Annotated in this window: 26 protein-coding genes; 9 read left to right on the top strand and 17 right to left on the bottom strand. The window is 50.7% G+C overall.

The window, feature by feature from the left end; translation table 11 throughout:
• Window positions 1–627: 627 nt before the first annotated feature.
• From ABD920_RS24905 to ABD920_RS24865, 9 genes are all read right to left on the bottom strand, one after another.
• Window positions 628–969 carry a helix-turn-helix domain-containing protein gene (locus tag ABD920_RS24905; protein ID WP_345163877.1) on the bottom strand — a complete coding sequence of 114 codons (342 nt, stop codon included), beginning with the start codon at window positions 967–969 and terminating at the stop codon, window positions 628–630.
• Window positions 970–1,219: 250 nt separating this feature from the next.
• The gene (locus ABD920_RS24900; RefSeq protein WP_345163874.1) at window positions 1,220–2,380 is read right to left on the bottom strand and encodes a site-specific integrase; all 1,161 of its coding nucleotides are present in this window, start codon (window positions 2,378–2,380) and stop codon (window positions 1,220–1,222) included.
• The gene (locus ABD920_RS24895; protein ID WP_345163871.1) at window positions 2,377–2,967 is read right to left on the bottom strand and encodes a helix-turn-helix domain-containing protein; all 591 of its coding nucleotides are present in this window, start codon (window positions 2,965–2,967) and stop codon (window positions 2,377–2,379) included. The genes ABD920_RS24900 and ABD920_RS24895 overlap by 4 nt, the downstream gene beginning before the upstream one ends.
• 241 nt (window positions 2,968–3,208) lie before the next feature.
• Window positions 3,209–4,588 (bottom strand): tRNA uridine-5-carboxymethylaminomethyl(34) synthesis GTPase MnmE, encoded by a 1,380-nt coding sequence (gene mnmE / locus ABD920_RS24890; RefSeq protein WP_345163868.1) that lies wholly within the window; start codon window positions 4,586–4,588, stop codon window positions 3,209–3,211.
• 286 nt (window positions 4,589–4,874) lie between these two features.
• Window positions 4,875–5,465 carry a thioredoxin family protein gene (locus ABD920_RS24885; protein ID WP_345163865.1) on the bottom strand — a complete coding sequence of 197 codons (591 nt, stop codon included), beginning with the start codon at window positions 5,463–5,465 and terminating at the stop codon, window positions 4,875–4,877.
• 209 nt (window positions 5,466–5,674) lie between these two features.
• Window positions 5,675–7,558, bottom strand: a complete 1,884-nt coding sequence (locus ABD920_RS24880) for an Nramp family divalent metal transporter (RefSeq protein ID WP_345163863.1) — start codon at window positions 7,556–7,558, stop codon at window positions 5,675–5,677.
• Between the two features lie 253 nt (window positions 7,559–7,811).
• Window positions 7,812–8,468: a metal-dependent transcriptional regulator gene (locus ABD920_RS24875; protein ID WP_345163860.1), complete on the bottom strand. Its 657-nt coding sequence runs from the start codon at window positions 8,466–8,468 to the stop codon at window positions 7,812–7,814.
• Between the two features lie 158 nt (window positions 8,469–8,626).
• Window positions 8,627–9,625, bottom strand: a complete 999-nt coding sequence (locus ABD920_RS24870) for a 3-oxoacyl-ACP synthase III family protein (RefSeq protein WP_345163857.1) — start codon at window positions 9,623–9,625, stop codon at window positions 8,627–8,629.
• 76 nt (window positions 9,626–9,701) lie between these two features.
• On the bottom strand, window positions 9,702–10,838 hold the full coding sequence (locus tag ABD920_RS24865) for a glycosyltransferase family protein (protein WP_345163853.1): 1,137 nt from the start codon (window positions 10,836–10,838) through the stop codon (window positions 9,702–9,704).
• A 51-nt stretch (window positions 10,839–10,889) separates the two neighbouring features.
• On the opposite strand from ABD920_RS24865, the gene ABD920_RS24860 reads away from it, so the two are divergent.
• A complete protein-coding gene (locus tag ABD920_RS24860) occupies window positions 10,890–11,702 on the top strand; it encodes a 2,3,4,5-tetrahydropyridine-2,6-dicarboxylate N-succinyltransferase (protein ID WP_345163850.1) in 813 nt (270 codons plus the stop codon).
• Between the two features lie 112 nt (window positions 11,703–11,814).
• On the opposite strand, the gene ABD920_RS24855 is transcribed toward ABD920_RS24860, so the two are convergent.
• Window positions 11,815–12,708 (bottom strand): 3-hydroxybutyryl-CoA dehydrogenase, encoded by an 894-nt coding sequence (locus ABD920_RS24855; RefSeq protein WP_345163849.1) that lies wholly within the window; start codon window positions 12,706–12,708, stop codon window positions 11,815–11,817.
• Between the two features lie 403 nt (window positions 12,709–13,111).
• On the opposite strand from ABD920_RS24855, the gene ABD920_RS24850 reads away from it, so the two are divergent.
• Together ABD920_RS24850 and ABD920_RS24845 are read left to right on the top strand one after the other, a co-directional pair.
• On the top strand, window positions 13,112–13,264 hold the full coding sequence (locus ABD920_RS24850) for a lmo0937 family membrane protein (RefSeq protein ID WP_345163846.1): 153 nt from the start codon (window positions 13,112–13,114) through the stop codon (window positions 13,262–13,264).
• 59 nt (window positions 13,265–13,323) lie between these two features.
• On the top strand, window positions 13,324–13,473 hold the full coding sequence (locus tag ABD920_RS24845) for a lmo0937 family membrane protein (protein WP_115566706.1): 150 nt from the start codon (window positions 13,324–13,326) through the stop codon (window positions 13,471–13,473).
• Between the two features lie 72 nt (window positions 13,474–13,545).
• Here ABD920_RS24845 and ABD920_RS24840 read toward each other — a convergent pair whose 3' ends face one another.
• Window positions 13,546–14,271 carry a hypothetical protein gene (locus tag ABD920_RS24840; RefSeq protein WP_345163836.1) on the bottom strand — a complete coding sequence of 242 codons (726 nt, stop codon included), beginning with the start codon at window positions 14,269–14,271 and terminating at the stop codon, window positions 13,546–13,548.
• 33 nt (window positions 14,272–14,304) lie between these two features.
• On the bottom strand, window positions 14,305–15,930 hold the full coding sequence (locus ABD920_RS24835) for an ABC-F family ATP-binding cassette domain-containing protein (RefSeq protein WP_345163833.1): 1,626 nt from the start codon (window positions 15,928–15,930) through the stop codon (window positions 14,305–14,307).
• 329 nt (window positions 15,931–16,259) lie between these two features.
• Between ABD920_RS24835 and ABD920_RS24830 the strand changes: the two genes are divergently transcribed.
• Window positions 16,260–16,730: a DUF4199 domain-containing protein gene (locus tag ABD920_RS24830; RefSeq protein WP_345163831.1), complete on the top strand. Its 471-nt coding sequence runs from the start codon at window positions 16,260–16,262 to the stop codon at window positions 16,728–16,730.
• Between the two features lie 71 nt (window positions 16,731–16,801).
• Window positions 16,802–17,260 (top strand): DUF4199 domain-containing protein, encoded by a 459-nt coding sequence (locus tag ABD920_RS24825; protein WP_345163828.1) that lies wholly within the window; start codon window positions 16,802–16,804, stop codon window positions 17,258–17,260.
• Window positions 17,261–17,351: 91 nt separating this feature from the next.
• On the opposite strand, the gene ABD920_RS24820 is transcribed toward ABD920_RS24825, so the two are convergent.
• Complete coding sequence (locus ABD920_RS24820) at window positions 17,352–17,585, bottom strand: hypothetical protein (protein WP_345163826.1); 234 nt, start codon at window positions 17,583–17,585, stop codon at window positions 17,352–17,354.
• A 312-nt stretch (window positions 17,586–17,897) separates the two neighbouring features.
• Here ABD920_RS24820 and ABD920_RS24815 point away from each other — a divergent pair, with 312 nt between their 5' ends.
• The gene (locus ABD920_RS24815) at window positions 17,898–18,296 is read left to right on the top strand and encodes a hypothetical protein (RefSeq protein WP_345163823.1); all 399 of its coding nucleotides are present in this window, start codon (window positions 17,898–17,900) and stop codon (window positions 18,294–18,296) included.
• A 36-nt stretch (window positions 18,297–18,332) separates the two neighbouring features.
• Here ABD920_RS24815 and ABD920_RS24810 read toward each other — a convergent pair whose 3' ends face one another.
• Entirely contained in the window at window positions 18,333–18,734 is a 402-nt protein-coding gene (locus ABD920_RS24810; protein WP_345163820.1) for a hypothetical protein, read from the bottom strand.
• Window positions 18,735–19,002: 268 nt separating this feature from the next.
• On the opposite strand from ABD920_RS24810, the gene ABD920_RS24805 reads away from it, so the two are divergent.
• Complete coding sequence (locus ABD920_RS24805; RefSeq protein ID WP_345163817.1) at window positions 19,003–19,827, top strand: murein L,D-transpeptidase catalytic domain family protein; 825 nt, start codon at window positions 19,003–19,005, stop codon at window positions 19,825–19,827.
• A gap of 103 nt (window positions 19,828–19,930) precedes the next feature.
• Here ABD920_RS24805 and ABD920_RS24800 read toward each other — a convergent pair whose 3' ends face one another.
• Window positions 19,931–20,122: a hypothetical protein gene (locus tag ABD920_RS24800; protein ID WP_345163814.1), complete on the bottom strand. Its 192-nt coding sequence runs from the start codon at window positions 20,120–20,122 to the stop codon at window positions 19,931–19,933.
• 295 nt (window positions 20,123–20,417) lie between these two features.
• On the opposite strand from ABD920_RS24800, the gene ABD920_RS24795 reads away from it, so the two are divergent.
• Together ABD920_RS24795 and ABD920_RS24790 are read left to right on the top strand one after the other, a co-directional pair.
• The gene (locus tag ABD920_RS24795) at window positions 20,418–21,218 is read left to right on the top strand and encodes a M48 family metalloprotease (protein WP_345163810.1); all 801 of its coding nucleotides are present in this window, start codon (window positions 20,418–20,420) and stop codon (window positions 21,216–21,218) included.
• Between the two features lie 231 nt (window positions 21,219–21,449).
• Window positions 21,450–22,361, top strand: a complete 912-nt coding sequence (locus ABD920_RS24790) for a diacylglycerol/lipid kinase family protein (protein ID WP_345163807.1) — start codon at window positions 21,450–21,452, stop codon at window positions 22,359–22,361.
• Here the strand turns inward: ABD920_RS24790 and ABD920_RS24785 are convergent, their stop codons facing one another.
• A complete protein-coding gene (locus ABD920_RS24785; RefSeq protein WP_345163804.1) occupies window positions 22,362–23,588 on the bottom strand; it encodes a metallophosphoesterase in 1,227 nt (408 codons plus the stop codon).
• Between the two features lie 151 nt (window positions 23,589–23,739).
• Window positions 23,740–24,375: an LON peptidase substrate-binding domain-containing protein gene (locus ABD920_RS24780; protein ID WP_345163801.1), complete on the bottom strand. Its 636-nt coding sequence runs from the start codon at window positions 24,373–24,375 to the stop codon at window positions 23,740–23,742.
• Window positions 24,376–24,445 lie beyond the last annotated feature (70 nt).

Genomic DNA, 24,445 nt, shown 5'->3' with positions numbered 1-24,445 from the left:
CGACTAACGGTTACTGGTTTCTCTTTCATCTTGATTTGCTAAGGTAAGCAAATCGACTGTCCTTGATTATTAGAGCATCTCAGTTAATATAAAAAAGGAGCCCCCTTCATGCTTACCTAAAGCAGAAGCTTATACTTACAAACCACCTTTATTGCTGACGAGGAGATTTTGCAGAGGCTAAACATGTGCCTTCCGTAATTAAAGAGTCATTCTCTACTTGCGTTCTCTTTGTAATTGATTTTCTGCATCTTAAGGCTTACTTTTGAGCTTGGAAATTCAATAGATTTTTTAAGGGTACAAATTCGGATACCCAAGCCTTTTGTAAGGATCAAGTTATTGATTATAAATGGTTTACGATAAGTGGGAAAATCCCTCACTAACTGTTGTGTGATAACTTTTGAGAGCAGTGCTTTTTGTATACTGATTTCTTTCCTTGTATGAAGAACACAAGCTCTCAACTCTTGATATACCTTAAAACCTGAAGTACATCAGCAGGAGAACAGTTAGAGCCTTGAATGTAAACAATAAGCCACTCTATACATACTGAGTGGCTTTTATGTAACAAGTCTGAGAGTAGAACTGTGGTTTATATAGAGGAAACCCTGTAGCCTTATAAATGTCCAAGGATTAGAACCGCCTATACTTCTTACCTTTGTTTATATGTTCCTGTGGTACCAAGCGCAGTTCATCTGCAGTTCTCTTTCTGCCTCCCTTGATCCATTCCTCCAGCTCAGATCTGTAAAGATAAAGCCTTTTGCCCCTTTTGTTTACTGGCAATTCTTGGTTGCAGACCTTACCGTACATGGTGGCAACAGATACGTTAATAAATGCCGCGGCCTGGGCCGAGTTGAAAATTTCGTCTGGCTTCTGCTGCTCCTGCCGTTCCAGCAGGAGTCGCTCGATCCGGTTGAGTTTTTCATGCCGCAGGCTCACGGCCTGCGGCAATTGTTCGAATGTGTACGTTTCCATAACTGATTTAATTTAAAGTTAAAACTGCAATGATAATAATCTTTTTGCGATAGCTGGAGGCTTTCTCACCCGATTCTGTGGCTTTTCTTGTTTCAGAGATTGTGGCCATTATAGAGGCGCTGTTTTGGCTTCTCCTAATTCTAAGATTTTGACTTACAAAGCTCAACGTCGGGAAAAATGATTGCTTGAAGTAACCTGGTGGCAGGGGTTCTGGCTACAGCCGATCAACTTGCCCCTAATGTTCCGCCACTCATTCTTCCGGTAGAATATAAAATGTTCTCATTATCTTTTTTCTAATGTCCAGCCTGATTTTGTCAGCCGCTTCCCTTTTCACTTTGTCTAAGACTTTAGCATAAATTTGGGCCGTCTTAAGCTCCCGGTGCCCTAAGAGCTTTGATACCGTGTAAATGTCTGTCCCCAGGGACAGCTGCAGGGTGGCATAGGTGTGGCGGAAGCAGTGGAAGGTAATATAATTGGTGATTCCCGCTTCTTTCACCCATTCCCTTAGTAGGGTGTTGTTGTAAGCAGAGTATTCCAGCCCCTTGAATATTTTTTCTGTTGGCGCTCCCTTTTCGTCTAAAAGGCGCACAGCCTGCTCCGGGATCGGCAGCACTTCCACGCCTTTTGTCTTTTGTTGCCTGAACTGCAGATAGTGCCCTTCCGCCTTGCTTTGCTGGAGCTCTCCCCAGGTCAAATTCCGGATGTCGGAGAAACGCAGCCCCGTGAGGGCCGAGAAGATTGCTGCCTGCTTCAGAATATGAAGGGTGCATTCGGTGTCGCTAAGCGCCTGCAGCTCCTCCAGCGTCAGGTACTCCCGTTTTGTCTCTGCGGCCCTGATGGAGGAAATCTTGTAGTTCAGGTCCGTCTTGAGCAGGTCATCCTTGTAGGCCTGGCGCAGCGTAGCTTCGAACTTGTTGAAATAGGAGAGGGCCGTGTTCCGGGACAGGGTTCTTTTCCGGCTGCGTTGGCTTTTTGCTGTGAGCAGGTATCGTTTGTAATCATCGCAGGCGGCCACATTGAGTTCAGAGAGTTTGACCCCCTCATTGAAAAACTGCTCCACATAATAGCTAGAGCTTTGCCAGTTGCCGCTGTTTGACCCGGTTCGCTTGTCAGCCTGTTCCCGGTAATAATCCAGCAGCCGGCGGTTCCGCTGCTCGGCCGACAGGAAGACGTACTGCCTGTGCTGCACTTCCAGCTGCCGCTGGGCGCGCACATTCTCTGCCAGGAGCAGCGTTTCCTTGTTGTGCTGCTTGTCAAATGGGGCCTTTGGGTTCTCGTACACGTAAAGGCTCAGAAACTCCCGGCGGGTCAGCTTGCCTGTGTCCGGGTGCGGGATGGGAGGGTAGAAATCCAGGTAGAGCGTCTGGCGCCCCTGGGAGATAGGCTTGCGGCGTAGCTTTACTTTTGTCATAGCTCTCTTGTTTTTGTTTCCTTATCTGATTGGGGGCCAAGCAAGCTCCTTATGTGAGCCTTGGGCACATAGGCATAAATCCCCTGCTTGTATTTGGGGATACCGATACGTTTGATCAATTCATGCAGGGCCTTCTCCGAAATGCGGTACAGGGCCTGTACTTCCGACAGGCTGTAGCAGTCTTCCGGGTTGAAAGTATCCTGGTCAAGCGACTCGGCAGGAAACTCGAGCGGGGTGAGCTGGAAGAGGCTGTCAATATCTGCGCGTTTGATAAGGATGCTTCTCCCAAATTTCGCAGCTGGCAGCTCGCCTCTCTTAATGAGGCGCCACAATGTCCACCTGCTGATTCCCAGGAGCTGGCAGGTGTCCGCGACGCTCAGGAAAGCTTTTGCTTTCAGGTCCTCCATCGGCTTCTCTTTGATAGCCTTTGTCTGCCTGTTGCTGGTTTCCACCTTGGCTGCCTTCTGCCTTGCCTTATAGGCCCGCTTAGCGCAGGCATCCCCACAGTACTGTGTGACCGTGGTCCTGGCGGTGAATTCCTTGCCGCAGTGCTGGCAGATCCGTTGTATAGTGATGTTGGAACTCATGATGCCTGCTGTTTCTCTTTGTTGCTTTTAGTAGCTTTTTGTTGCAAAATGTTGCATAATTTCCCCTTACACATGTTTTAATGTATAAAATTCCTGTACCCGATACAAGTGAGGTACAGATGTAGTTAAAATATACGAAGATGGCAGGAATTCGGATATGTATTTAAAGCACAAAAAAAGACCGTATACGCGCCGTATATGGTCTTTTTCAGGTGGTAATGCTTTTGTATAAATTGAGGTCTTATTTGCCGATGCAGAATTTGGTGAAAATGTTTTCCAACAGATCATCTGTGGTAATCTCTCCGGTTATCTCTCCTAAAGAATACAGCGCGCGGCGGATATCGGCGGCTACTAAATCGTTGCTGATGCCGAGGGACAGGCCGTTAAGTACATCATCGAGGGCCGCGTAAGTTTTATTCAGACTGTCGACGTGACGAAGGTTTGTGACGATTGTTTGGCTTCGGGTATTCAACTTACCCAGGTTCACCTTCTTTACCAGCGCCTGCTTCAGTTCCTCCAGGTTGGCGCCTTCTGCGGCGGAAATGGTCACTAACCCTTCTATACTCTCAAATGCAGCGACCTTATCGGCAGGGGCACGGTCTATTTTGTTGGCAACTGCCACTATCGGCAACTTCTTCGGGTTGAGCCTGTCCAACTCGGCCTTTACCTCAGCGGCGGTAACTTCGGTGATGTCAAAGAGGTATATAATCAGCGACGATTGGCTGAGTTTCTGCATGGTGCGCTCCACCCCAATGGCTTCAACTTTGTCAGTGGTTTCACGGAGGCCCGCTGTATCGATGAAGCGGAATGAAATGCCTTCAATGTTGATCTCATCCTCTATCAGATCACGGGTGGTGCCGGGTACATCCGACACAATGGCTTTCTCCTCGTTCAGCAACTTATTGAGGAGCGTAGATTTTCCAGCGTTCGGTTTGCCTACGATGACGGTTGGCACACCATTTTTGATTACGTTTCCAAGCTCAAAGGACTTCAGCAACTCCCGAATAATGTGCTGTATGTTCAGAATGAGGCTGCGAAGTTGAGCACGGTCAGCGAATTCCACGTCTTCCTCGCCAAAGTCGAGCTCCAATTCTATCATGGACGCAAAATGTACCAGTTCAGCACGCAGGCGCTTTATCTCCTGCGAAAAACCGCCCCGCATCTGCTTCATGGCCACTTCATGAGAGAGGGCGGAGTCGGAGGCAATCAGATCGGCCACAGCCTCGGCTTGCGCCAGATCGAATTGACCGTTCAGAAAAGCGCGTTTGGTGAACTCCCCGGCGTTGGCCAGGCGTGCGCCGTGTTTCAGGAGCAACTTCATGATCTGTTGTACAATAAAGTCAGAGCCGTGGCAAGAGATTTCCACTACATTCTCCTTCGTGTAAGAGTGAGGCGCCACAAACAAAGACACCAGCACCTCGTCCAGCACCTTTTCATCGTCGCGGATAGTGCCGAAATGAATGGTATGGCTGGCTTCCTTCAGGAGGTTTTTGCCCTTAAAAACAGTGTTCGTGATAGATATCGCTTCCGGGCCGGATAAGCGGATAACTGCAATAGCGCCTACCCCGGGTGCGGTAGCTACGGCAACAATGGTATCGGTATGATGGAACTTGTTAATCAAAATGAGTCTGCTTTCTGATTGGCAAATTTATGGTATTGTATGAGGATATAATAACCAAAGGGAAGCCAGAAGTTTGATCTGTCGGAAATAGGTTATATGGTGCCTTCATGGACATATAGGTAAGTTTCACCTTTCCCGGCACTTTCTTGAATTCAGGAGAGGGAAAACAACGAATACAACTTATAGTTTTGATTAGGATATATATAGCTTCAGCTAAAGCATGTTTTATAGGAGTTCGGAATAGCAGTTTTCCCTAATGGAAAAGAACAGGTGTATATGCTATTATTTACTTCGTGGTTTTTTCAAATTCCTGCCACGTCATCATCTGATGATGGTTCTCACCAAAGTATCTCAGTATGCTTGACATGTTCTTCGCGTCGAGATACCCGGGCACTGGCGTCAGCATATTCAGCTGCTCATCTAAGTAAACGGTGGTAGGGAAGCTCATCTGGCCGTTCAGCAGCGCCACTGCGAGCTCGTGGGCTTTGTATTCTGGCTTGAAGGTGAAAGTCTGGCCCTTGATCGTAATCGGTCTATCTCCTTCGGCATCAAGTTTCACCGCGTAAAAGTTTTTATTTATCAGCGCCACCACTTCCGGATCCGTAAAGGTACTCTTGTCCATTTTTTTACACCAGCCGCACCAGTCTGTGTACACATCCACCAGCACCTTGCGCGGCTCCTGCTTTAACTTCTCTTCGGCTTGCTCAATTGTGAGCCAATGAATTTTGGGAGCAGGACGCATATCGGCAACAGTCAGAAAGGCCGGTGTAGTAGCAGATCGTACTGAAATATTATCCGCTTCGGGTGTACCCGGCGAGCAGGAACTGTGCCCAACAGTAAATGACAGTAGCAGGACAAGCAGGAGTTTATGCAACATGGATTTTCTTAATTTATTAAGGTGTTCATGGGAGCTGCTACCGCAACAAGCCGTTTGGTCAGGAAAGTTCAGCCAGGAGAAAAGCCGGTATATAGGCATTTAAATAAGGATATATGAATTGCCCGCTATATTAGAAATTATACCCGTTGCAGCGACTCCAATTTATACTTCCGTCGAGTGAATGGTCCTATATAATGATAATAAAGTGATTATACAATCAGCACCGGAATCCGGACAGCGTGGCGCACCGTGTTGATCGTGGTGCCTAAGATAAGGTCCTTCACCATCTGGTGCCCGTGTGAGCCCATCACGAGCAAGTCTGCGTCAAAGGCTTTTACCAGCTTTGGGATGATACGTTTCGGGCTGCCGAAGCCCAGTTCCACCTGCACGATAAAGCCTTTGCTGCGCAGGTCGCTGGCGTAGCGCTCCAGGTTTTTCCTGTCAGAGCTCGTCTCGTAATCCTGAATATCCTGTCCCATCATCAGTGCGCCCGCTGATTCTACCACGTGTATCAGCAGGAACTCCGCTCCCGGCGAGCCAATGGTCAGCGCATTGTTGAGCACATGCTGATCCGCCTCCGAAAAATCAAGCGTCACCGCAATGCGGCGATAGTTAGGTTTCTCCAACGGCTGTAACTGCACCGGCCGGTAGTGCTGCGGCAGCGAGTGGCTTGCCAGCGCACCCGAGACAAAGGGCTGCATCAGGATGTAAAGGAGCAGCGCCAGACAGGCCACCGCCACCGGCACCACCGTAAGCCAGATCACCCTTGGGTTATCTACTATCAGCAGCCATTCTGCCACCTGGTCCCACACCAGTTTGGCATTTAGAGTCACGATGGTGGCAGCAATAAGCCAGGCTCCGGTTTTCAGCCAGGGGCCGATCGCAAACTCTCCCATGCGCTGCCTGTCGCTGACAAAGTGTATAAGGGGAATGACGGCGAAACCAAGCTGCAGGCTCAGGATCACCTGGCTCAGCACGAGCAGTTCGCCAGTCTGGTCCTCGCCGAAGTAAATGATAACGAACAGGGCTGGCACCACTGCCAGCAAGCGGGTAATCATGCGGCGCAGCCACGGCTGTATGCGCAGGTTCAGGTAGCCTTCCATCACGATCTGGCCTGCCAGCGTGCCGGTGAGCGTGGAGCTTTGGCCGGCAGCAATCAGGGCCACGGCAAATAAGATAGGCGCCCACTTGTTGCCCAGCAGCGGTTCCAGGAACTTGTGCGCATCGCTGATCTCAGCCACATTAAAATAGCCGTTTTTGTAAAACGCCGCGGCAGCCAGGATGAGAATGGCGGCATTCACAAACAGGGCCAGGTTCAGGGCCACGGCCGAATCGATGAAGTTATATTTGATGGCGCTCCAAATCCCTGTAGGCGTGCGCTCGATCTTGCGGGTTTGCACCAGTGACGAGTGGAGGTACAGGTTGTGCGGCATTACGGTGGCGCCTATGATGCCGATCGCTATATATAAGGCGTTGCTATTGGGAATAGACGGCACAAGCCCCGATACCAGTTCGCCCATATCAGGCTTGGCGTAGATCATCTCCAATACAAAAGCACCGCCGATGATGCTGACCAGCACCAGGATAAAGGCCTCCATTTTGCGCATGCCCTTGTTAATGAGAAAGAGCAGGAGGAAGGTGTCGAGCACGGTGAGGCAAACGCCCCATAGCAGCGGTATCCCGAACAGCAGTTGCAGGCCAATAGCCATTCCCAGTACCTCCGCCAGGTCACAGGCGGCAATGGCAATCTCCGCCAATATATAAAGCGGGATGTTGATGAACTTCGGGTACGACTCGCGGGATGCCTGCGCCAGATCCTTGCCCCGCACAACGCCGAGGCGGGCGCTCAGGCTCTGCAGCAGGATAGCCATAATATTTGACATCAGCAGCACCCACAGCAGTTTATATCCGAACTGGCTGCCGCCTGCAATGTCGGTTGCCCAGTTGCCGGGGTCCATGTAGCCTACGCTCACCAGGTAGGCCGGGCCGAGGAATGAGAACAGCTTTTTCCAGAAACCGGTGCGGGTAGTGGTGTCAATAGAAGAATGCACTTCCTCTAATGACTTGCTTGATGATGGCTCCTGTTTTAACATATTTATTTACCGTAAATCTTATTGCCTGCTATTTCTGCAACGTTCCTGTTTGTTTAGGGGCACACTTTATATCGTGTTATATAGGTGAAGAAGGGGAGTCCAGGACATTTTCATGGTGGGATTCAATGTTATCCAATCATCAAAAACCAGTGTTTCTGCAGCTTAGAATTTACCTTGCTTTCGTGGGCTACACCTCCTAAAGGCTTGGGTTGGAGTGAAAAATGTTCTGGGAGGCTGTGCGGCGTCATTGTTGCTACGCTGATAAAAAAATGTTCTTCGCGACCTCAGTCGACACAAGCAACTGTTTCTGGTCCTCAAGGGAAATTTCGAGCGAGTTGTCATACGCGTACCGCTCCAATACCCTGATCCTGGTGCCCAGCGAGATGCCCAGCTTGTCGAGGTACTGCAGAAACAGCGGCTGCGAGTCGTTTACGCCTACCACCACGCCCGTCTCCTCCACGTTCATTTCTGCCAGCAGCCTTTGCTTTTTGAGTTTCATCTCGCCGTTTTCGGAAGGGATCGGGTCACCGTGCGGGTCAAACTGCGGATGACCCAGAAACTCATCGAGCCGCCGGGTGAGCAGGGCCGAGTTCACGTGTTCCAGCTCCTCGGCCACATCATGCACCTCATCCCAGCTAAACTTCAGCTTCTCCACCAGAAAAACTTCCCAGAGCCGGTGCTTCCGGATGACCTGCAGGGCCACGCGGTTCCCTTCTTCGGTGAGCGACACCCCACGGTATTTTATATAGTGCACCAGCTGCTTTCCGCTCAGCTTCCGGAGCATGTCAGTCACAGAAGCCGCCTTCGTCTCCAGGGCCTCGGCTATCGCATTGGTATTCACTTCCTGCGTTCCGTTTGCGGATAATTTAAAGATGGTCTTGATATAATTTTCCTCTGTAAAGCTGTGCACAGACTCTTGATTTTGAATGAACGATTAACCCTAATCGATTTAAATGCTCAAGAAGCAATAACTGAACACTGCATTTTCAGGGACATCAGGAACAATTATATTTTCCGTGACTTCCCTGTCTATATGCAGTATTCAGTTATATATGCTTCATCATTGTTTTACCACCTGATGAGTGCGGAGGCCCAGGTGAAACCGCTTCCGAAAGCAGCCAGGCAAACTAGATCGCCATCCTTGATGCGGCCTTCTTCCAAAGCCTCGCTCAGAGCAATAGGCACAGAGGCGGCTGTCGTGTTTCCATATTTGTGGATGTTGCTGAACACGCGCTCGGCGGGCAGTCCCATTTTCTGCTGTATATAGGAGGTGATGCGCAGGTTGGCCTGGTGCGGAATCAGCATATCGATGTCTTCGGGCTTGTATCCGTTCTTTTGCAGCGCCTCCTGTATTACCTCCGGAAAACGGGTAACCGCGTGCTTAAACACCATGTTGCCGTTCATGTAAGGGAAAATATCCCCGTTATCGAGCATCTCATGCGTCAGGCGATCCTTTTTATTGGAACCGGGGGCGAGCACCGCCAACTCCTCTGCGAACTCCCCGTCTGCGTGCAGGTGCGTGGAAAGGATGCCCCGGTCGTTGCTCTCGGAAGGGGTGAGCACAGCGGCACCCGCACCGTCCCCAAAAATCACTGACACGCCTCTTCCGCGCGTAGAGAAGTCGAGCCCGCTGGAGTGGATCTCAGAGCCCACCACCAGGATGTTGTCGTACATGCCGGTTTTGATGAATTGATCGCCCACCGACAGGGCATATATAAAACCGGAGCACTGGTTGCGCACGTCCAGCGCGGGAATCTCCTTCAGGCCCAACTCACGCTGTAACAACACGCCCGAGCCAGGGAACACATAATCCGGGCTCAGGGTGGCGAATATAATCATGTCAATATCCTTTGCCTCCATTCCGGCCTTTTTCAGCGCCCTTCGAGCTGCCTCGGCCCCCATGTTAGCCGTGGTGTCGACTCCTTCCTGAAAATAGCGGCGCTCCACAATCCCGGTCCTCTCCCGTATCCACTCGTCAGAGGTATCCATTATTTTCTCCAGATCCTTGTTAGTTACAACTTGCTCAGGCACATAATGGCCTACACCAGCAATTTTAGAGTTACGCATATAAGTTGTCTTTAATTTTACAAAAGTAGTGTTTTAAATTTAAATTTAGATTAGTCTAAAAATATATTCTGCATTTTTAGCTAATCTGAGGCAGGTGCTGTTTAACAACAGCCATTAATTTTTGTTCTTCGCTATCCCAAAATACGCCAGATGGCACCCCGGGTTTATAAAACTGCCTCTCCCTGATTTGCAGCAGCAGCCGCCCGGCATCCGGTGAAGCGAAGTCTATGGATATACCTGCCTGGTGCTGTTGGAGGAAAGTATGCCATATAGGGTTATGCTGCACCACCATGGGCAGGGCGTGTGCGGCATATTCGTAGAGCTTGGTGGGGATGCAGCGGAAGGTGCTTCGGTGCGGTTGGTAGGGCAGGAGCCCCACGTTGCTCTCCAAGATGGACCGGACAATGCGCTCGTGTGGCACAAGACGGTCTCCGCCCACCATGTCTATGTAGGGCCGCGCCTGCACCTGCTCGAGCACCTGCTGGTACGTGGCCCTGTCTGCGCAGTAGCCAATGATGGTGAGCGTGGTTCGCGGCTCCAGCTGGTGCAGCTTCTCTGCCAGTGCAATGGCGTCAAAAATACCATATAGCCGGGCAATGGTGCCGGAGTAGAGCAGGCGCAGGGGTTTTTCCTGCAATTGTACCGGCACAGCGGGGCATATATAACCGGCGGAGGGCTTGTACTTGTTTTCAAGCAACGTGTACCGCGCTTTCAGAAAACGCAGCTCCAAAAGGTAGCTCCGCTCAGCCACGAGAAAGTGGGCGACGTGCCGGGCAAGGCTGTTCTCCATGCTGCTGACCCCGAAGGCCAGCAGCTGGCGAAGCAGGGGAAGGTAATTATCCTGCGAGGTCAGGTTGAGGGCATAATTTTCCTGCACATCATATAGCAACCTGCAGGTATGAAGGCGGCAGAACAAGTGGCTGGCCGGCAGCAGTTCATGCGTGCAGACGATGATCAGGGATGGCTTTAGTTCCTGCAGCAGCTTATAATAAGCCACCTGTGCGGCGGCGCGCCTCAGGCTCAACCGCTGAAACTGAAAGAGGGGGTGAAAATAGACATTGGAGGGTGCTGCGGAGGGAGGGGGTGCCTTGAAGCCAGCAATATGCACCTGCACCTGCGGCAGCTTGCTGAGCGACAGTCCCAGTTTCTCGTACATGCGCGTGTCGTTGATGGGTTTTAGCAGCGAAGCAATCAGGATTCTCTTTTCAGACATCGGCTAAATTTAATACTTTTACACTTCAGTTTCAATTAACCTACAACAGATATGGAGCTTAGACAAATAATAGAACAAGCCTGGGACAACCGTGAGTTGCTCAAAGATGGTAACACGATAGAGGCCATCCGGGCCGTGATCGAGGAACTGGACAAAGGGCAGCTGCGCGTGGCGGAGCCGAAGGGTGATGAGTGGCAGGTAAACGAGTGGGTAAAAAAAGCGGTGCTGCTGTATTTCCCCATCCAGTCGATGAAGACGATAGAAGTGGGCCCGTTTGAATTCTACGATAAGATCGCGTTGAAGCGCAATTATGAGCAACTGGGTGTGCGTGTGGTTCCGCATGCCATTGCACGTTATGGTGCTTTCCTGAACAGAGGCGTGGTGATGATGCCTTCCTACGTGAACATTGGCGCCTACGTGGACTCCGGCACGATGGTAGACACCTGGGCTACGGTAGGCAGCTGTGCGCAGGTCGGCAAAAATGTGCACCTGAGCGGAGGCGTGGGCCTCGGCGGCGTGCTGGAGCCCGTGCAGGCAGCGCCGGTTATCGTTGAGGATGGGGCTTTCGTCGGCTCCAGAAGCATATTGGTGGAAGGGTGCCGCATTGGCAAAGAGGCTGTGATTGGCGCAGGCGTTACTATTACCGGCAGTTCCAAAATATTCGACGTCACCAGCAGCGAAGAGAAAATCTATAAAGGTTATGTGCCGCCGCGCTCCGTCGTGATCCCGGGTTCATACACCAAGAAATTCCCTGCCGGAGAGTTCCAGGTGCCTTGCGCCCTTATCATCGGGCAACGCAAGGAAAGCACTGACCTGAAGACATCGCTTAACGACGTGCTGCGCGATCACGCCGTAGCGGTGTAGGTTCGTTTTTCGTTTATCATTGATGGGATATATAAAACGCCTCTGCCAAACTAACGGTAGAGGCGTTTTATATATAACTAATGCTACTTGATAAATGTCAACTGTTAAATGATTAATGTTTTTTGAACCTGTCGGCTACGACCAGCTCTTTCGTGCCGTGAGACCAGGAATAGAAGCCCTGCCCGGATTTTATGCCTTTGTGCCCTGCCTGTACCATGTTCACCAGCAGCGGGCAAGGCGCGTATTTCGGGTTGCCGAATCCTTCGTGCAGTACGTTCAGGATAGACAGGCACACGTCCAAGCCAATGAAGTCTGCCAGTTGCAAAGGGCCCATGGGGTGCGCCATGCCCAGTTTCATAATGGTGTCAATTTCCTCCACCCCCGCCACGCCTTCGAAAAGGGTGTAAATGGCCTCATTGATCATCGGCATCAGGATGCGGTTGGCCACAAAGCCGGGATAGTCGTTTGCCTCGGCCGGCACCTTCCCAAGTTGCTTCGACAGTGCCACCACCTGGTTCGCCACCTCATCGGAGGTGGAGTAGCCGCGGATAACCTCCACCAGTTTCATCACCGGCACCGGGTTCATGAAGTGCATGCCGATCACCCTATTCGGACGATCGGTAACCGCTGCGATCTTAGTGATGGATATGGAAGAGGTGTTGGAGGCCAGGATGGCTTCGGGCTTCGTGAAGCTGCTGAGGTCGCGGAAAATCTTTAGTTTCAGGTCTGCGTTCTCTGTGGCTGCCTCCACGACCAAATCCGCGTCCTGCACCCCTTGCTGCAGGTTGGTGTAAGTGGTAATGTTCTCAAGCGTCCTCTCTTTCTGCTCTTCAGTCAGGTTGCCCTTGGCGATGATGCGGTCCAGGTTCTTGGCGATTGTTCCGACGGCTCTCTGCAGGGCCTCTTCCGAAATATCAATGAGTGAAACGGCGAAACCGTTTTGCGCGAACACATGCGCTATGCCGTTGCCCATCGTGCCGGATCCAATAACTGCAACTTTCTTCATAAGGCTATCTGTGAAGTTAGGTTCATAATACAAAGCTAACAGTTTTAAGTATTCACACTTGCCACGGTCGATGGTTCTTTAACGACTCTCCGCCCTGTCAAGGTAAAAGGCAAGGCATGGATATAGCTGCAAAATACTCCACGTGTATGAATTTTTAATTATTGTCCTTCAGATGTTTTTTCTGCTTAATATTCGCTAACAGGCTATTTTTCAGGATGTAAGACGAAGCATTTCGCCTGGTAGTATGATGTATGATGCAGTTTGTTATATAAACTAATAAATAAATATAAATCCTTTATATATAGCTGCCGTAAAAAGCAGTAATTATTGAAAAATGCAACAACAGGAGACGCTTAACAACTTAATAATGGCTGTCCCTAACTAATGTACTAAAACAAAAACAATGGGAAATTTACTTTATATAATAGCCGTAGTGCTGGTTATTTTCTGGCTCGTAGGATTTCTGGGTTTCCCGGATGCCGTGGGTGGGATCATCCATGTACTATTGGTATTGGCCGTGATTGCGGTTTTGCTTCGTCTTATCAGGAGTGCTTAACCTCAGCAGGCATTTTGCGTAATACATTCAGTAACAAAACACACTAAACAAATAAAACTATGGGAAATTTATTGTATATTATAGCTGTTGTACTTGTAATTATCTGGCTGATCGGTTTCTTAGGATTCCCTGATGCAGTAGGTGGTCTGATTCACATTTTGTTGGTGATCGCCATCATCGTAGTACTGTTACGACTCATACGAGGCTAAAACTAAATAAACATAAAAAAGGGGCTGCCGAATTTTTCGGCAGCCCCTTTTTTATGTGCTTCAACCTGGCTTTTACCTACTTGTGAACGGAATGTTGAAACCAACCCGGAACACCGGGTTACTGTAAGGGTTTCCTACAACATTGGTGTTCACGTTGTAAAGCAAGAGCATGTCGAGCGAGGCTTTGCTGCCGATGCGCTGACGGTAGCCGACACCGACTAACGGCAGCGTCAGCAGGTTGCGGTCATCCCCGATATAGCCGTAGTTGTCTTCGTATTTGGTATTCAGAAACTCCACCTCGGCATGGCCGAGAACTGATCCTTCGCCGATGCCGAAAAACTCCAGCTGCGTAAATGCCCGGGCACCGTAACTGCTGTAAGAACTTCCCCGGAAACCGATATAATGGTACACGGCCCCGGTGCCAACACTAAACTTCTCCGTCACTTTATACCCGATGATAGGCAGCAGCGATATGTTGGTGTAGGTGCCGAACTGTAAACCAAAGCTTCCGCCGAAGTACATCCGGTCGATGTGCCGGAGGGGTGCCTCTGCTTCCTGCTGTTCCGCTGATCGCGGGAATGTCTGCGAAGGCTGTTGCTGCGGCTTAGGCCGCTGGTTTATCTCAGGCCGTTGCTGTGGCTGCGGCTGCTCCGTGGGCATGGGAGGCCCGGTGGGCAGCTCCTGCTTTTGTCGCTGCGTAGTGTCCGGCTCTACCTGCGCCTGCGCGGCCGTCTTGGTCAGCAGCAGGAGCAGGAGGGGGCATATAAAGGCATAAATGAAAAGCGTTAGCTTTCGCATAGGTTTGGCGTTTACATCAGGTTATATAGGTTGTCAGACCATTTCAGTGGCATACATCTTTTTGCGCAGGTCCCGGATGGTGTCGTCCGACAGATACTCCTCATACGACATGCGCTTGTCGATGATCCCGTTCGGGGTCAGCTCCAGGATGCGGTTTGCGATGGTGTCCACGAACTGCAGGTCATGAGACGAGAACAGGATGGTGCCGTCAAAGTCGCGGAGGGCATTGTTTAGGGCCGTGATCGACTCAAGGTCCAGGTGGTTGGTCGGCTCGTCGAACAGCAGCACGTTGCCGGACTGCAGCATCATGCGCGAGAACATGCAGCGCACTTTCTCGCCACCCGACAGCACATTGGCGTTCTTCAAAGACTCCTCTCCGGAAAACAGCATGCGGCCCAGGAAACCCCGGATAAAGCTCTCGTCCTTCTCTACCGAGAACTGGCGCAGCCAGTCCACCAAGTTAAGGTTGGTATCGAAGAATTCTGCATTGTCTTTCGGGAACAGGGAGGCGGTGATGGTAGTGCCCCACTTATAACTGCCGGAATCCGGCTGCAGCTCATCCATGATCAACTTGAAGAAGGTAGAGGCGGCAATGTCGTTACGGCCAATCACGGCGATCTTGTCTCCTTTGTTCACCATCAGGCTCACGTCCTGGAAAATGGTGACGCCATCCACGGACTTGCTCAGGTTTTCTACGTGCAGCAACTGGTTTCCTGCCTCGCGCTCCGGCTTAAAAGCGATGTACGGGTACTTTCGCGAGGAAGGCTTGATATCGTCCACGGTCAGTTTTTCCAGTAGCTTGGCACGCGAAGTCGCCTGCTTCGACTTGGACGCGTTGGCGCTGAAGCGGCGGATGAACTCCTCCAGTTCCTTGCGCTTGTCTTCCGTCTTCTTGTTGGCGTCGGAGCGCTGCTTCAGGGCCAACTGGCTCGACTCGTACCAGAAACTGTAGTTACCGGCAAACATCTGGATCTTCCCGAAGTCGATGTCGGCCACGTGCGTACACACCGCGTCGAGGAAGTGGCGGTCGTGGGAAACCACGATCACCGTGTTTTGGAAGTTGTCGAGAAAGTTTTCCAGCCACATGATTGACTCTGCGTCCAGGTGGTTGGTCGGCTCATCGAGCAGCAGGATATCCGGGTTGCCGAACAGGGCCTGCGCCAGCAGCACACGCACTTTCTCGCTACCGCTCAGGTCTCGCATGAGCGAGTAATGCAGGTTTTCGCTGATGCCAAGGCCGCTCAGCAGTTCGGCTGCCTCGTAGTCCGCGTTCCAGCCTTCCATGTCGGCAAACTCCCCCTCCAGTTCTGCGGCTCTGATACCATCGGCTTCAGAGAAGTCAGGCTTGGCGTAGATGGCGTCTTTCTCCTGCATAATCTCGTACAGGCGCTTGTGACCCATGATCACCGTCTGCAGGGCAGGGTACTCGTCGTACTCGAACTGGTTCTGCTTCAGGATGGCGAGGCGGGCATTGGCCGGCTTGTCGATCGTGCCTGTGTTAGGGTCTATCTCACCGGAAAGTATTTTAAGAAAAGTGGATTTTCCGGCACCGTTGGCCCCAATAAGGCCGTAGCAGTTGCCGGGAACAAACTTTATGGTAACGTCTTCAAATAATGTGCGCTTGCCGTACGACAGGCTGACATTGTTCGTGCTGATCATAGAAACTCGATAATGATGATGAATACTGATTCGGGTGCAAAGCTACGAAATTTAAACGTGCTTTTGCCACAGTTGGCAGCTTCCTGCTAGATAGGGCCGTGCTTTGAGGCTGCCTGCATCTGTTTAAAATTCAGGGTATTGCCGTGCATATCTCAAAAAACATCCGGCAAAGCACAACGCCACGCTGGTTTCTTTAGTATATAATTTTGATAATATACATGTGAATTGTGAAGGAAGCCCATCTTCCATGGGGTGCTGCCTTTCTTTAACCATTTCTATGACTAATCTGTTCCTTAAATAAACTATTGAAAAAACTAAACACTCATCATATGGCATCTTCTAACGTTTCTTACCAAAGCGTCGCAATTAAATATGGTATTTTGGTAGGATTGGCACACATCATTTATTTCGTGCTGATGTGGATATTTGGCCTCCTCGAAGTAATTGAGCTGTCTTTCATAAGCGGCTTGTTCCTCGTGATCGGCATCATTGTGGCTATTTCCAGGTTCAAACAACTAAGGGGCGGCATGCTGCATTATTTGCAAGGGCTTGGCATTGGCGCTACCGTGGGGGTGGTGTCATCTGTCATTCTGGCTTTGTTCCTTATGCTTTTCCTGGGCGTGTTCCGTACGGGCTACCTCGAGAACCTACAGGCCAGCGCCCTCTTCCCCGAGGGTCTTTCGATGCTTTCGCTCTTTATCATCACCATCATATATGGCACTGTGCCGGGTCTGTTGATAGGATTTATCGCGATGCAGTGGTTTAAGCGCCGCGACCACCAGATGCCCGGCCAGATGTAATATGGCGGCGGGGCAATATGGCGCTCCTTTCTATATGGCCTCTTTCTATATAAAAGACCTGTAATCAGACAATGGAAAAGATTGGTTTAAAATATGGCTTGCTGACCGCTGCTGGCTTGGTAGCGTATTTCCTGTTGATGAAGCTGGTCGGGCTGATGCATGTGGTGGAACTGCGCTTTTTGAACGGCATCATCATGGCAGTCGGCGTTGCGCTTGCGATCAAGGCCTGCAAAAACGTTTTGGGAGGCGAATTCAGTTATTTCAGGGGCATAGGCACCGGCATGATTACAGCGGTGGTGGGTACTGTGCTATTCGCGTCCTTCATGGTGATTTACGCTAAAATGGCGGGAGGGGAACTGATTGAAATGTTATCGGCAGAGCGTTACTTCGGCGAGCGGGTGGAGTCTACACCCGGCATCGTCATTTTCTCTGTGTTGCTGCTCGAGGGCATTATCTCCGGATTTATGATCTCGTTTATTGCCATGCAGTACTTTAAGCGCCGCGATCACAAAACACCTAATAGCCCCTGATGCAAAGTTTTAAATCTCAAAGAACAGGAAGCGCCCGGCCATATATGGCCGGGCGCTTCCTGTTCTTTGAGATGCGTAGCGACGGTTAAGCCTATTTTACGATATGGTCCGGGCGCTGAATAATCTGGACAACAACCTCATGTGGATCCCCTTCCTTGTCCTCGAGTTTATATATAACCATAGGGTTATCGGCATCGTGAATGGCCTCTATATCCACTACCCGCTCTCCGTCCTCCAGCCTTTTCTCCAACAGCGGAGTCAACTCCTCTAATGCCTTGGCAAAATTCACTTCAAGTTTACTGGGGTTGTAATGGGTAGTCCTCATATTGCTTTTGTTAAAACGGAACTGCAGCTAGTTGCAGGTTCAGGTTAATGTTTGAATAAAAAATACAATTCGCTTGTCCGTTAAGTATACCGGCTCCGGCTGCATAGGTTACACATTTTTCTTTTTCGGTTAAATCTACCTGAAGCAGGAGCAAACAAGTGAATTTCAGGGGGCAAAAAAAGGCTTTGTAATTAGTGAAACTTTATATATAAAAAGTTTAATAAATTATAGAACTCAACCTAACCTGCCGTGATTAAATCCGTTAAAGTACCTGAAGAATAATTTGTGATGAAGTTGATGAACCTATAGCGCATGAAAAAGAATATACTCCTGCTGATAATGCTCGTATTTGGCTCAGCCAGTTATGCGCAACACATGTCGTTGACAGACGACGGACTCGACAAAATAGTGCTGGCCGTGGATATGGATGGCCAGGAGATGGCCAACCTGGAGATGAAGCAGGAACTGCAGCTTACCCCGGAACAATACGCCCGGATTGCACGGCTGAATGAGGAGCGCTTTCAAAAAATGCTCGAAGCGGAGCAGTTATATGTGCAGAATGAAGTTCTCCGCTCCAAAACCTTCCGAAGCATCGCCATAGAAAGCGACCAGACGCTGAAGCAGGTGCTGGACGAGAAGCAAATGCACCGCTACCTGGAACTGGAAGGCCGTTTTAATACTCCGTTCGTCTCCGAAAACGAAGAGAACTAACCCGTTTCTCTAACAACATACCATGCGAAGCCTGATTTATTCAGGCTTCGTTGCATTATAGGGGTGGTGATAGGCGACCTCTGATATTTTGCCGGTAGCCCCTATGCGCACCTCCACACGGTTGGCTTCTGAGAGGGCAGTGCGATCAGTGCACTGCTTACCGGGTTCAATGTAATAGTAATAAATGCGCTGATTCCTTTCAAGCAGTTCCTCACTGTCTGGCCTTCCCAGCACGGTGCGCAGCACGTATTCTTTTTTGCCATAGAGTTCTTTCCTGATCTTTTCAAAGTCGTCGACCATCTCACTTCGTTTGCCTGCACAGGCAAAGGAATCATCTTTCCAGGTTTCGCTGTCGAAGTTTTTCAGGCTATCCGGGGTGCTGCAGGAAGTTAGCAGCACCAGAGCAAGCACAAGGGGAAGTATAAAGCGCTTCAGCATACAAATCATATAGTACCTCAAAGGTGCAGCATGTAACGGTGCCACACAAGCCAAACCTCAAAAAAGGCATTTTGTTGCTGTGCCAGCCCAAAAGAAATTTGCTGTAATAATGCGCCTCTGGTTTCAAAAGCTTTGATTTTACACACAATAGACCTTAATTGGGAATCGTTAGCTATAGCAAATGGTCCTCCGGTCCGGTACTAACGGAACAATTTTCACTGCTGCACCTGTTGCTTAGACGAATCTTTCAACTGAACAAAAGAAACCTATGCTTAGAGTAACCCTAACATCCCTTGCCCTCGGCCTGTTATCGTTTACATCTCCAGGTTCCCCGACTGCTGTTTCCTCCTCACCCGCCCTTGAAGCGGAAGCCACGGCTGCGCTTGCAGGCGGAAACGCGACAGCTATGAACTTTTCCGAAAAACAAGCTGCTTTCAACGACTATATGCTGGATATTTACAATGAGGCGGACCTACGCGAAAAAGGCCTGTCATTGGATGTATTCGAGAAGGGATTCATAGGCTTTCAGAATATGAAGCGGCAGCAAAACACGTCGCAGGAGAGGTCTATCCTGACGGTCATAGATTTCACAAAGTCTAGTAGGGAGAAGCGCCTCTGGATAATAGACCTGGATTCCAAAAAAGTCTTGTTCAACACGCTTGTGGCGCATGGACGCAACACCGGCGAGGACAGAGCCCTGAAGTTCTCGAACCAGCCCAATTCCTATATGAGCAGCCTTGGCTTTTACCTGACCGATGCCACTTATTTTGGTAAGCACGGCCTTTCGCTTCGCCTGAGCGGGATGGATGGCAACTATAACTCCAATGCCATGGCACGCGCCATTGTGATGCACGGAGCAGATTACGCAACGGCTTCTTTTGTGAAGCAGTATGGCCGCCTCGGCCGGAGCCTTGGCTGCCCTGCCGTACCACAGGAAGTTTCTAAAGAAATTATCATGGCGATCAAAGACAAAACGGTGATGTACATTCACGGCAACGACAGCAACTATACCTCTGATTACCTGAACCCTACCGAGGCGGTGGAGGCCTATGCCCAGAATGCCCTCACAGAGTCGGGAATCGCCACGCTATAGACTGCTTAGCTGTTTCTGATCGCTGAGTAGGTATACAAGAAAGAGAAAGCCCCTGCAGTAGCTACTGCAGGGGCTTTCTCTTTCTTGTTCTTATCGTTACTTCCTATACAGTGTCCTTTGTTGTTTTAACCAGGTTGATACCTGCAAAGAAAAAGATCAACCCAACTACAAAAGGCACGGCAGAGGTAAATTTGCCAACCATAGCGCCATCTCCTCCCATCAGGAAGGCATAGGCCCCCCAGATGATGCCTATAATACCCAGTATAGTCAGCACAGCACCGAATATTCGTTTCATATTCATAGATTTTAGTTTAATTCTAAACGTACTGCCTTGCAGGCAGCTTTTTTTCTTTTACTACGGTAATGCCTTTAAAAAGTAGCTATATACCTTATAAGGCCTGTGTAAATGTGGTTTGGTAATACATAAAAGGAGTAAGCGTAAGGCTGCCAGCAGGCACTCACCCTGATAGCGGGCGGCGCTTTAATTATGGGCAACCACAGTATAAGCTGTGTCGTTCATCTGTTACCAAGGCGTCTGCACGTCGTAGATGCGCCGTAACCTCCTTTAGAAAAAAACGATGAGAGCCATAATGAAGTTTATAGTAGCCCTGCTGATTGCGGCAGTGTCCCTGGTGACTTATTGGTGCAACACGCAGGAAAATGAATTTACCGGCGAGTCGCAGCACGTGGATATGAGCGTGGAGCAGGAGATAGCCCTTGGCCTGCAGGCGGCTCCGCAAATGGCGGAGCAGTACGGCGGCCTGCACCCGGACCAGGAGGCAGCCCAGGAGGTGAAGGCAATCGGACAGAAACTGGTTCAGAACACAAAAGTGAGCAGCACGCCCTATCAGTTCGACTTTCACCTGCTGGCCGATGAGCAAACGGTGAATGCCTTTGCCCTGCCCGGCGGGCAGGTGTTTATTACGGCGGGGCTGTTGAAACAACTCTCCTCAGAAGCGCAGTTAGCCGGCGTGCTGGGTCATGAGATCGGACATGTGGTGGCAAGGCACTCTGCTGAGCAGCTGGCAAAGGCAAAACTGACGCAGGGTCTCACCGGCGCGGCGGCGATCGCCACCTACGACCCGGAAAACCCTGCCAGCCAGGGAGGGGCCGTGGTGGCAGCCATGGTGGGCAAGCTGGTGAACATGCGCTACGGCCGCGAGGATGAACTGGAGTCTGATAGGCTGGCGGTGCAACTGACCGGCGCAGCCGGCTATGACCCACGGGCCATGATCGAGGTGATGCATATACTGGAGAAGGCTGGCGGCGGGGCAGGAGGAGGCCCTGAATTTATGCAGACGCACCCCAACCCAGGCAACCGCGTAGCAGAAATTGAGCAGGCCATACAAGAGGAATACCCGGATGGGCTGCCCGAAGGATTGCAGCAGTAAAACATGCAGTAAAAGCCTGTTTGCCCGCGGCAGGTGAGGTATGAGGGGGCTTGTGCATCATCTTGTTATAAAAAGGTGCAGCGTAAGCCGCATCTGTGCCGCGTATCTGATCTTATTTTTTTGGTATGCCGGAGAAGCAACGCATTAAAGTCAGACATGTTAGTTCTTTGGTTACTTTCCATTGCGGATATCGTATCAAAGGATAGCTAAATAAGCGTAAGAAGCACCACTATGGAAGAAAAAAAGCACAACAGACTGCTGTTCGTGATCAACCCAATTGCCGGCGATATTGACAAAGAGGAGCTGGAGGAGGAAATTAGGGAAGAATGCTCGTCGCATGACATCCACTGTGAGATATACCGTACCACAGGCGAGGACGATAAAGAGATCATCCGTCAAAAAATACAGACTAAAGAATTCGACAGCGTGTACGCGGTTGGTGGCGACGGCACCGTTAACCTGGTGGCTAGCCTGCTGATTCATACTGATACGCCGCTGGGCATCATCCCGCTGGGTTCCGGTAACGGCCTTTCGAAAGACCTCATTATCCCGCAGGACACGGAGGAGGCGCTGGAACTGGTGCACGAACATGTAGTTCGCAACATTGACACCATCACCCTGAACGGGCATCCGTCCATCCACCTCAGCGACCTGGGCTTTAATGCGCTCGTGGTTGAAAGGTTTTGCGCCGGAGAAACCCGCGGACCCGGCTCCTATGCCTGGATCGCCATGCAGGAGTACATGAGCTATGAGCCGAAGAACTACCGGATAGAGACAGACGCGGAGGTGTTTGAAGGCACTGCCTTTATGGTGACCATCGCCAACGCCAACGCGTTTGGAAGCAACGCCAATATCAACCCGAACGGGATCCTAAACGACGGCCGCTTCGAGATCTGCCTCATCGAGCCCTTTCCAAAAGCGGCCGGCATCGGCATTTTATATAAGCTTTACACCGACAGCATCGACACCTCTGTCTATACCCGCCGACTAAGCTGCAAGTGGGCCAAAATTTATAATCTGGATGGTGAAGTGATGCACATTGATGGCGAGCCCATAGACTTAGGCACCGAGGTGACGGTGGAAATGCACCCTAAGAGCCTGAAAGTAATCCTGCCACCCACCCAGAACGAGAAAGAACTGTAGCTAAACTTCTGTTGTCTGTTCCGGGGCAGGGGCAGGTAAAAGTACACTGTCAAGCTTTTTGCGGAACACGACCATCTCCTCGTCAGGTTCAGCAGCGGCAAGCGCCTCCACCCAAACCTCTCCGTTGCTGTAGTAGTTGAGTACGAAAAAGCCCAGTTCCTCGAGCGTAAAGGTAGCCCTGCCCCCTTTTTTCACAAAAGCAGTCTTACTGCCTGAGCCGCTTACAATGAAGTGGTTTTGCCGCACCTCAAAATGCTGCAGGTTGTGGTCGTGCCCGGCCACATATATAATGTTGCTGTATCTGTGCATGATGCGCAGCAAGCGCTTGCGCATCTTCTTGTATTTGCGGTGCGACATGTCTTCGTACGCGCCAAACAGTTTGCGGTAGAAAGGATAGAGAGAGCCGAAGATGGGCAAGGGGATATAGATGCGTTTGTGCGCGGCAGTGAGCGGGAAAATGTGCTGCTTCATCGTGAATTTGCCGCCATGCAGGGCATTGCTGTAGAGGGGGTGATGGGCTGCCACGAACACCCGCTGGTGCGTGTTGCGGCGCAGCAGGTTGTTGAACTCTATGAAAAACTCTTCAATGTCGCTATAGGGGCAACCGTATTCGCTGCCAAGGGGCTTCTCGCCGCGCTGCACAAACCACTGCGTATTAATGATGACCAGCAGCAGCCCTTCAGCCAGTTGTATGCTCACGGGGCCGGGGCAGCCATGGCGCGGCAGGTAGCTGTCCGCGTCCTGCAGCCTGTCCAGCACGTAGCGCTCCTGGCGCAGCATCTGCTCGTAGCCGCCCTCCCTGCCTTTCAACCAATCGTGGTTTCCGCTCAGGAAGATTCCCTTGCCGGGGTAGTTGCTGATATGGGTCAGCAGCAGGTCGAGGCGGGTCTGGGCGGCTTTGCGCAGGCGGTGGTCTTCTGGCGGCAGGCCAATGGGGTAAAGATTATCACCCAGAAAGACGGCCGTGCTTGCTTCGCCCACTGAATTTTGCCATTTCTCGAAGAGCCGCAGCACAGGGTCACTGCCATCGGTTGCTACCGCGCCCACATCCCCCAGCATCGCAACTGAGTGCACCAGCTTCGCATCCGGCGGCGGCGTGTAACGCTGCCAACCCACATCTGCCAGTTTGTAAAAGGGCTTGCGTCGGTACTTACGCTCCTGCCAGTAGCTGAATGCCAGAAAGGCGAACAGCAGTGTGGGGATAATGACGAGAAAGTAGATCAGCATATAAAGTAGATCAGCTTAGAAAATATAAAATGGCATAAATGCCAGGTAACACTACATTAAGCTACAGCTATTGTGTAAGCCTTTATAAAGCACAGCCACACCAGATTTCAAAAAAAAATTGCTTTGTAATCTTCAATATATCAAGCCATTTCTAAAAGTGAGGGGGGAGCAGGTTCTTGAAGTGTCCGTTCAGGCGCACCCGGTCCTTGAGCCGCTCCGTTTCCTGCACTACCGGCATGATGTGTTGCAGGTGCTGTAAGATCACCTCCTGGCGTTCAGACTCGTTTTTTAGTTGTAGCAGGGCATATTCCTGCTCAAGGGTCAGGCCGAGATGATGCCCCACGTCGAAGCTTTTGTAGTCAGCCGGCAGCTCCTGAAGCAACTTGTTGATGCCAAGCGATTCGTAAAGGACTTTCAGCTGCTCCGTTATCTTCAGTTTTGTGACGATGTCCTCGTCATCCGTGTAATCCACATCCTCTACTTCGCCGCCGGCATATAGCCTGCCCGGCGCCATTTTATCGAACTGCAGGATTTTGAACACCTTTAACCCTGTTGTACGAATGTCCATCTCCCCGTTGGGGTATTTTTTCTCAATACCCAGAATTTTCATCTCGGTACCGTACGCGCCAACCCCGTTCTGGATAAAAGTCGGGATGCCGAACGTTTTTTCCTGCGCCACGCACTCCAGCACCAGTTGCTTGTAGCGGGGCTCAAACACGTGCAGGTTCAGCTTTTCGCCCGGGAAAACCACAATGCTGAGCGGGAAAAGGGGGAGGTATCTTGCCATATGATCAGTGTCTTCTTAAAAGCTAACAGCCAAGCCGGCCTTTTGTGCTCAGAAATTACTCTTATTACCA

Origin of the sequence: Pontibacter saemangeumensis (assembly GCF_039541895.1) — a bacterium.
Taxonomy (GTDB): domain Bacteria; phylum Bacteroidota; class Bacteroidia; order Cytophagales; family Hymenobacteraceae; genus Pontibacter; species Pontibacter saemangeumensis.
The sequence above is the reverse complement of the archived record's forward strand: the minus strand, read 5'-3'. Positions and strand labels throughout refer to the sequence as shown.

What these genes read in the sequence shown, in the direction of transcription:
- ABD920_RS24810 (WP_345163820.1), bottom strand. Translation starts at nt 18,734, where the DNA reads ATGCTGAAGCGCTTTATACTTCCCCTTGTGCTTGCTCTGGTGCTGCTA.
- ABD920_RS24850 (WP_345163846.1), top strand. Translation starts at nt 13,112, where the DNA reads ATGGGAAATTTACTTTATATAATAGCCGTAGTGCTGGTTATTTTCTGG.
- ABD920_RS24805 (WP_345163817.1), top strand. Translation starts at nt 19,003, where the DNA reads ATGCTTAGAGTAACCCTAACATCCCTTGCCCTCGGCCTGTTATCGTTT.
- ABD920_RS24860 (WP_345163850.1), top strand. Translation starts at nt 10,890, where the DNA reads ATGGAGCTTAGACAAATAATAGAACAAGCCTGGGACAACCGTGAGTTG.
- ABD920_RS24800 (WP_345163814.1), bottom strand. Translation starts at nt 20,122, where the DNA reads ATGAAACGAATATTCGGTGCTGTGCTGACTATACTGGGTATTATAGGC.
- ABD920_RS24825 (WP_345163828.1), top strand. Translation starts at nt 16,802, where the DNA reads ATGGAAAAGATTGGTTTAAAATATGGCTTGCTGACCGCTGCTGGCTTG.
- ABD920_RS24795 (WP_345163810.1), top strand. Translation starts at nt 20,418, where the DNA reads ATGAAGTTTATAGTAGCCCTGCTGATTGCGGCAGTGTCCCTGGTGACT.
- ABD920_RS24815 (WP_345163823.1), top strand. Translation starts at nt 17,898, where the DNA reads ATGAAAAAGAATATACTCCTGCTGATAATGCTCGTATTTGGCTCAGCC.
- ABD920_RS24865 (WP_345163853.1), bottom strand. Translation starts at nt 10,838, where the DNA reads ATGTCTGAAAAGAGAATCCTGATTGCTTCGCTGCTAAAACCCATCAAC.
- ABD920_RS24835 (WP_345163833.1), bottom strand. Translation starts at nt 15,930, where the DNA reads ATGATCAGCACGAACAATGTCAGCCTGTCGTACGGCAAGCGCACATTA.
- ABD920_RS24840 (WP_345163836.1), bottom strand. Translation starts at nt 14,271, where the DNA reads ATGCGAAAGCTAACGCTTTTCATTTATGCCTTTATATGCCCCCTCCTG.
- ABD920_RS24845 (WP_115566706.1), top strand. Translation starts at nt 13,324, where the DNA reads ATGGGAAATTTATTGTATATTATAGCTGTTGTACTTGTAATTATCTGG.
- ABD920_RS24895 (WP_345163871.1), bottom strand. Translation starts at nt 2,967, where the DNA reads ATGAGTTCCAACATCACTATACAACGGATCTGCCAGCACTGCGGCAAG.
- ABD920_RS24855 (WP_345163849.1), bottom strand. Translation starts at nt 12,708, where the DNA reads ATGAAGAAAGTTGCAGTTATTGGATCCGGCACGATGGGCAACGGCATA.
- ABD920_RS24885 (WP_345163865.1), bottom strand. Translation starts at nt 5,465, where the DNA reads ATGTTGCATAAACTCCTGCTTGTCCTGCTACTGTCATTTACTGTTGGG.
- ABD920_RS24880 (WP_345163863.1), bottom strand. Translation starts at nt 7,558, where the DNA reads ATGTTAAAACAGGAGCCATCATCAAGCAAGTCATTAGAGGAAGTGCAT.
- ABD920_RS24820 (WP_345163826.1), bottom strand. Translation starts at nt 17,585, where the DNA reads ATGAGGACTACCCATTACAACCCCAGTAAACTTGAAGTGAATTTTGCC.
- ABD920_RS24905 (WP_345163877.1), bottom strand. Translation starts at nt 969, where the DNA reads ATGGAAACGTACACATTCGAACAATTGCCGCAGGCCGTGAGCCTGCGG.
- ABD920_RS24830 (WP_345163831.1), top strand. Translation starts at nt 16,260, where the DNA reads ATGGCATCTTCTAACGTTTCTTACCAAAGCGTCGCAATTAAATATGGT.
- ABD920_RS24785 (WP_345163804.1), bottom strand. Translation starts at nt 23,588, where the DNA reads ATGCTGATCTACTTTCTCGTCATTATCCCCACACTGCTGTTCGCCTTT.
- ABD920_RS24780 (WP_345163801.1), bottom strand. Translation starts at nt 24,375, where the DNA reads ATGGCAAGATACCTCCCCCTTTTCCCGCTCAGCATTGTGGTTTTCCCG.
- ABD920_RS24790 (WP_345163807.1), top strand. Translation starts at nt 21,450, where the DNA reads ATGGAAGAAAAAAAGCACAACAGACTGCTGTTCGTGATCAACCCAATT.
- ABD920_RS24870 (WP_345163857.1), bottom strand. Translation starts at nt 9,625, where the DNA reads ATGCGTAACTCTAAAATTGCTGGTGTAGGCCATTATGTGCCTGAGCAA.
- ABD920_RS24900 (WP_345163874.1), bottom strand. Translation starts at nt 2,380, where the DNA reads ATGACAAAAGTAAAGCTACGCCGCAAGCCTATCTCCCAGGGGCGCCAG.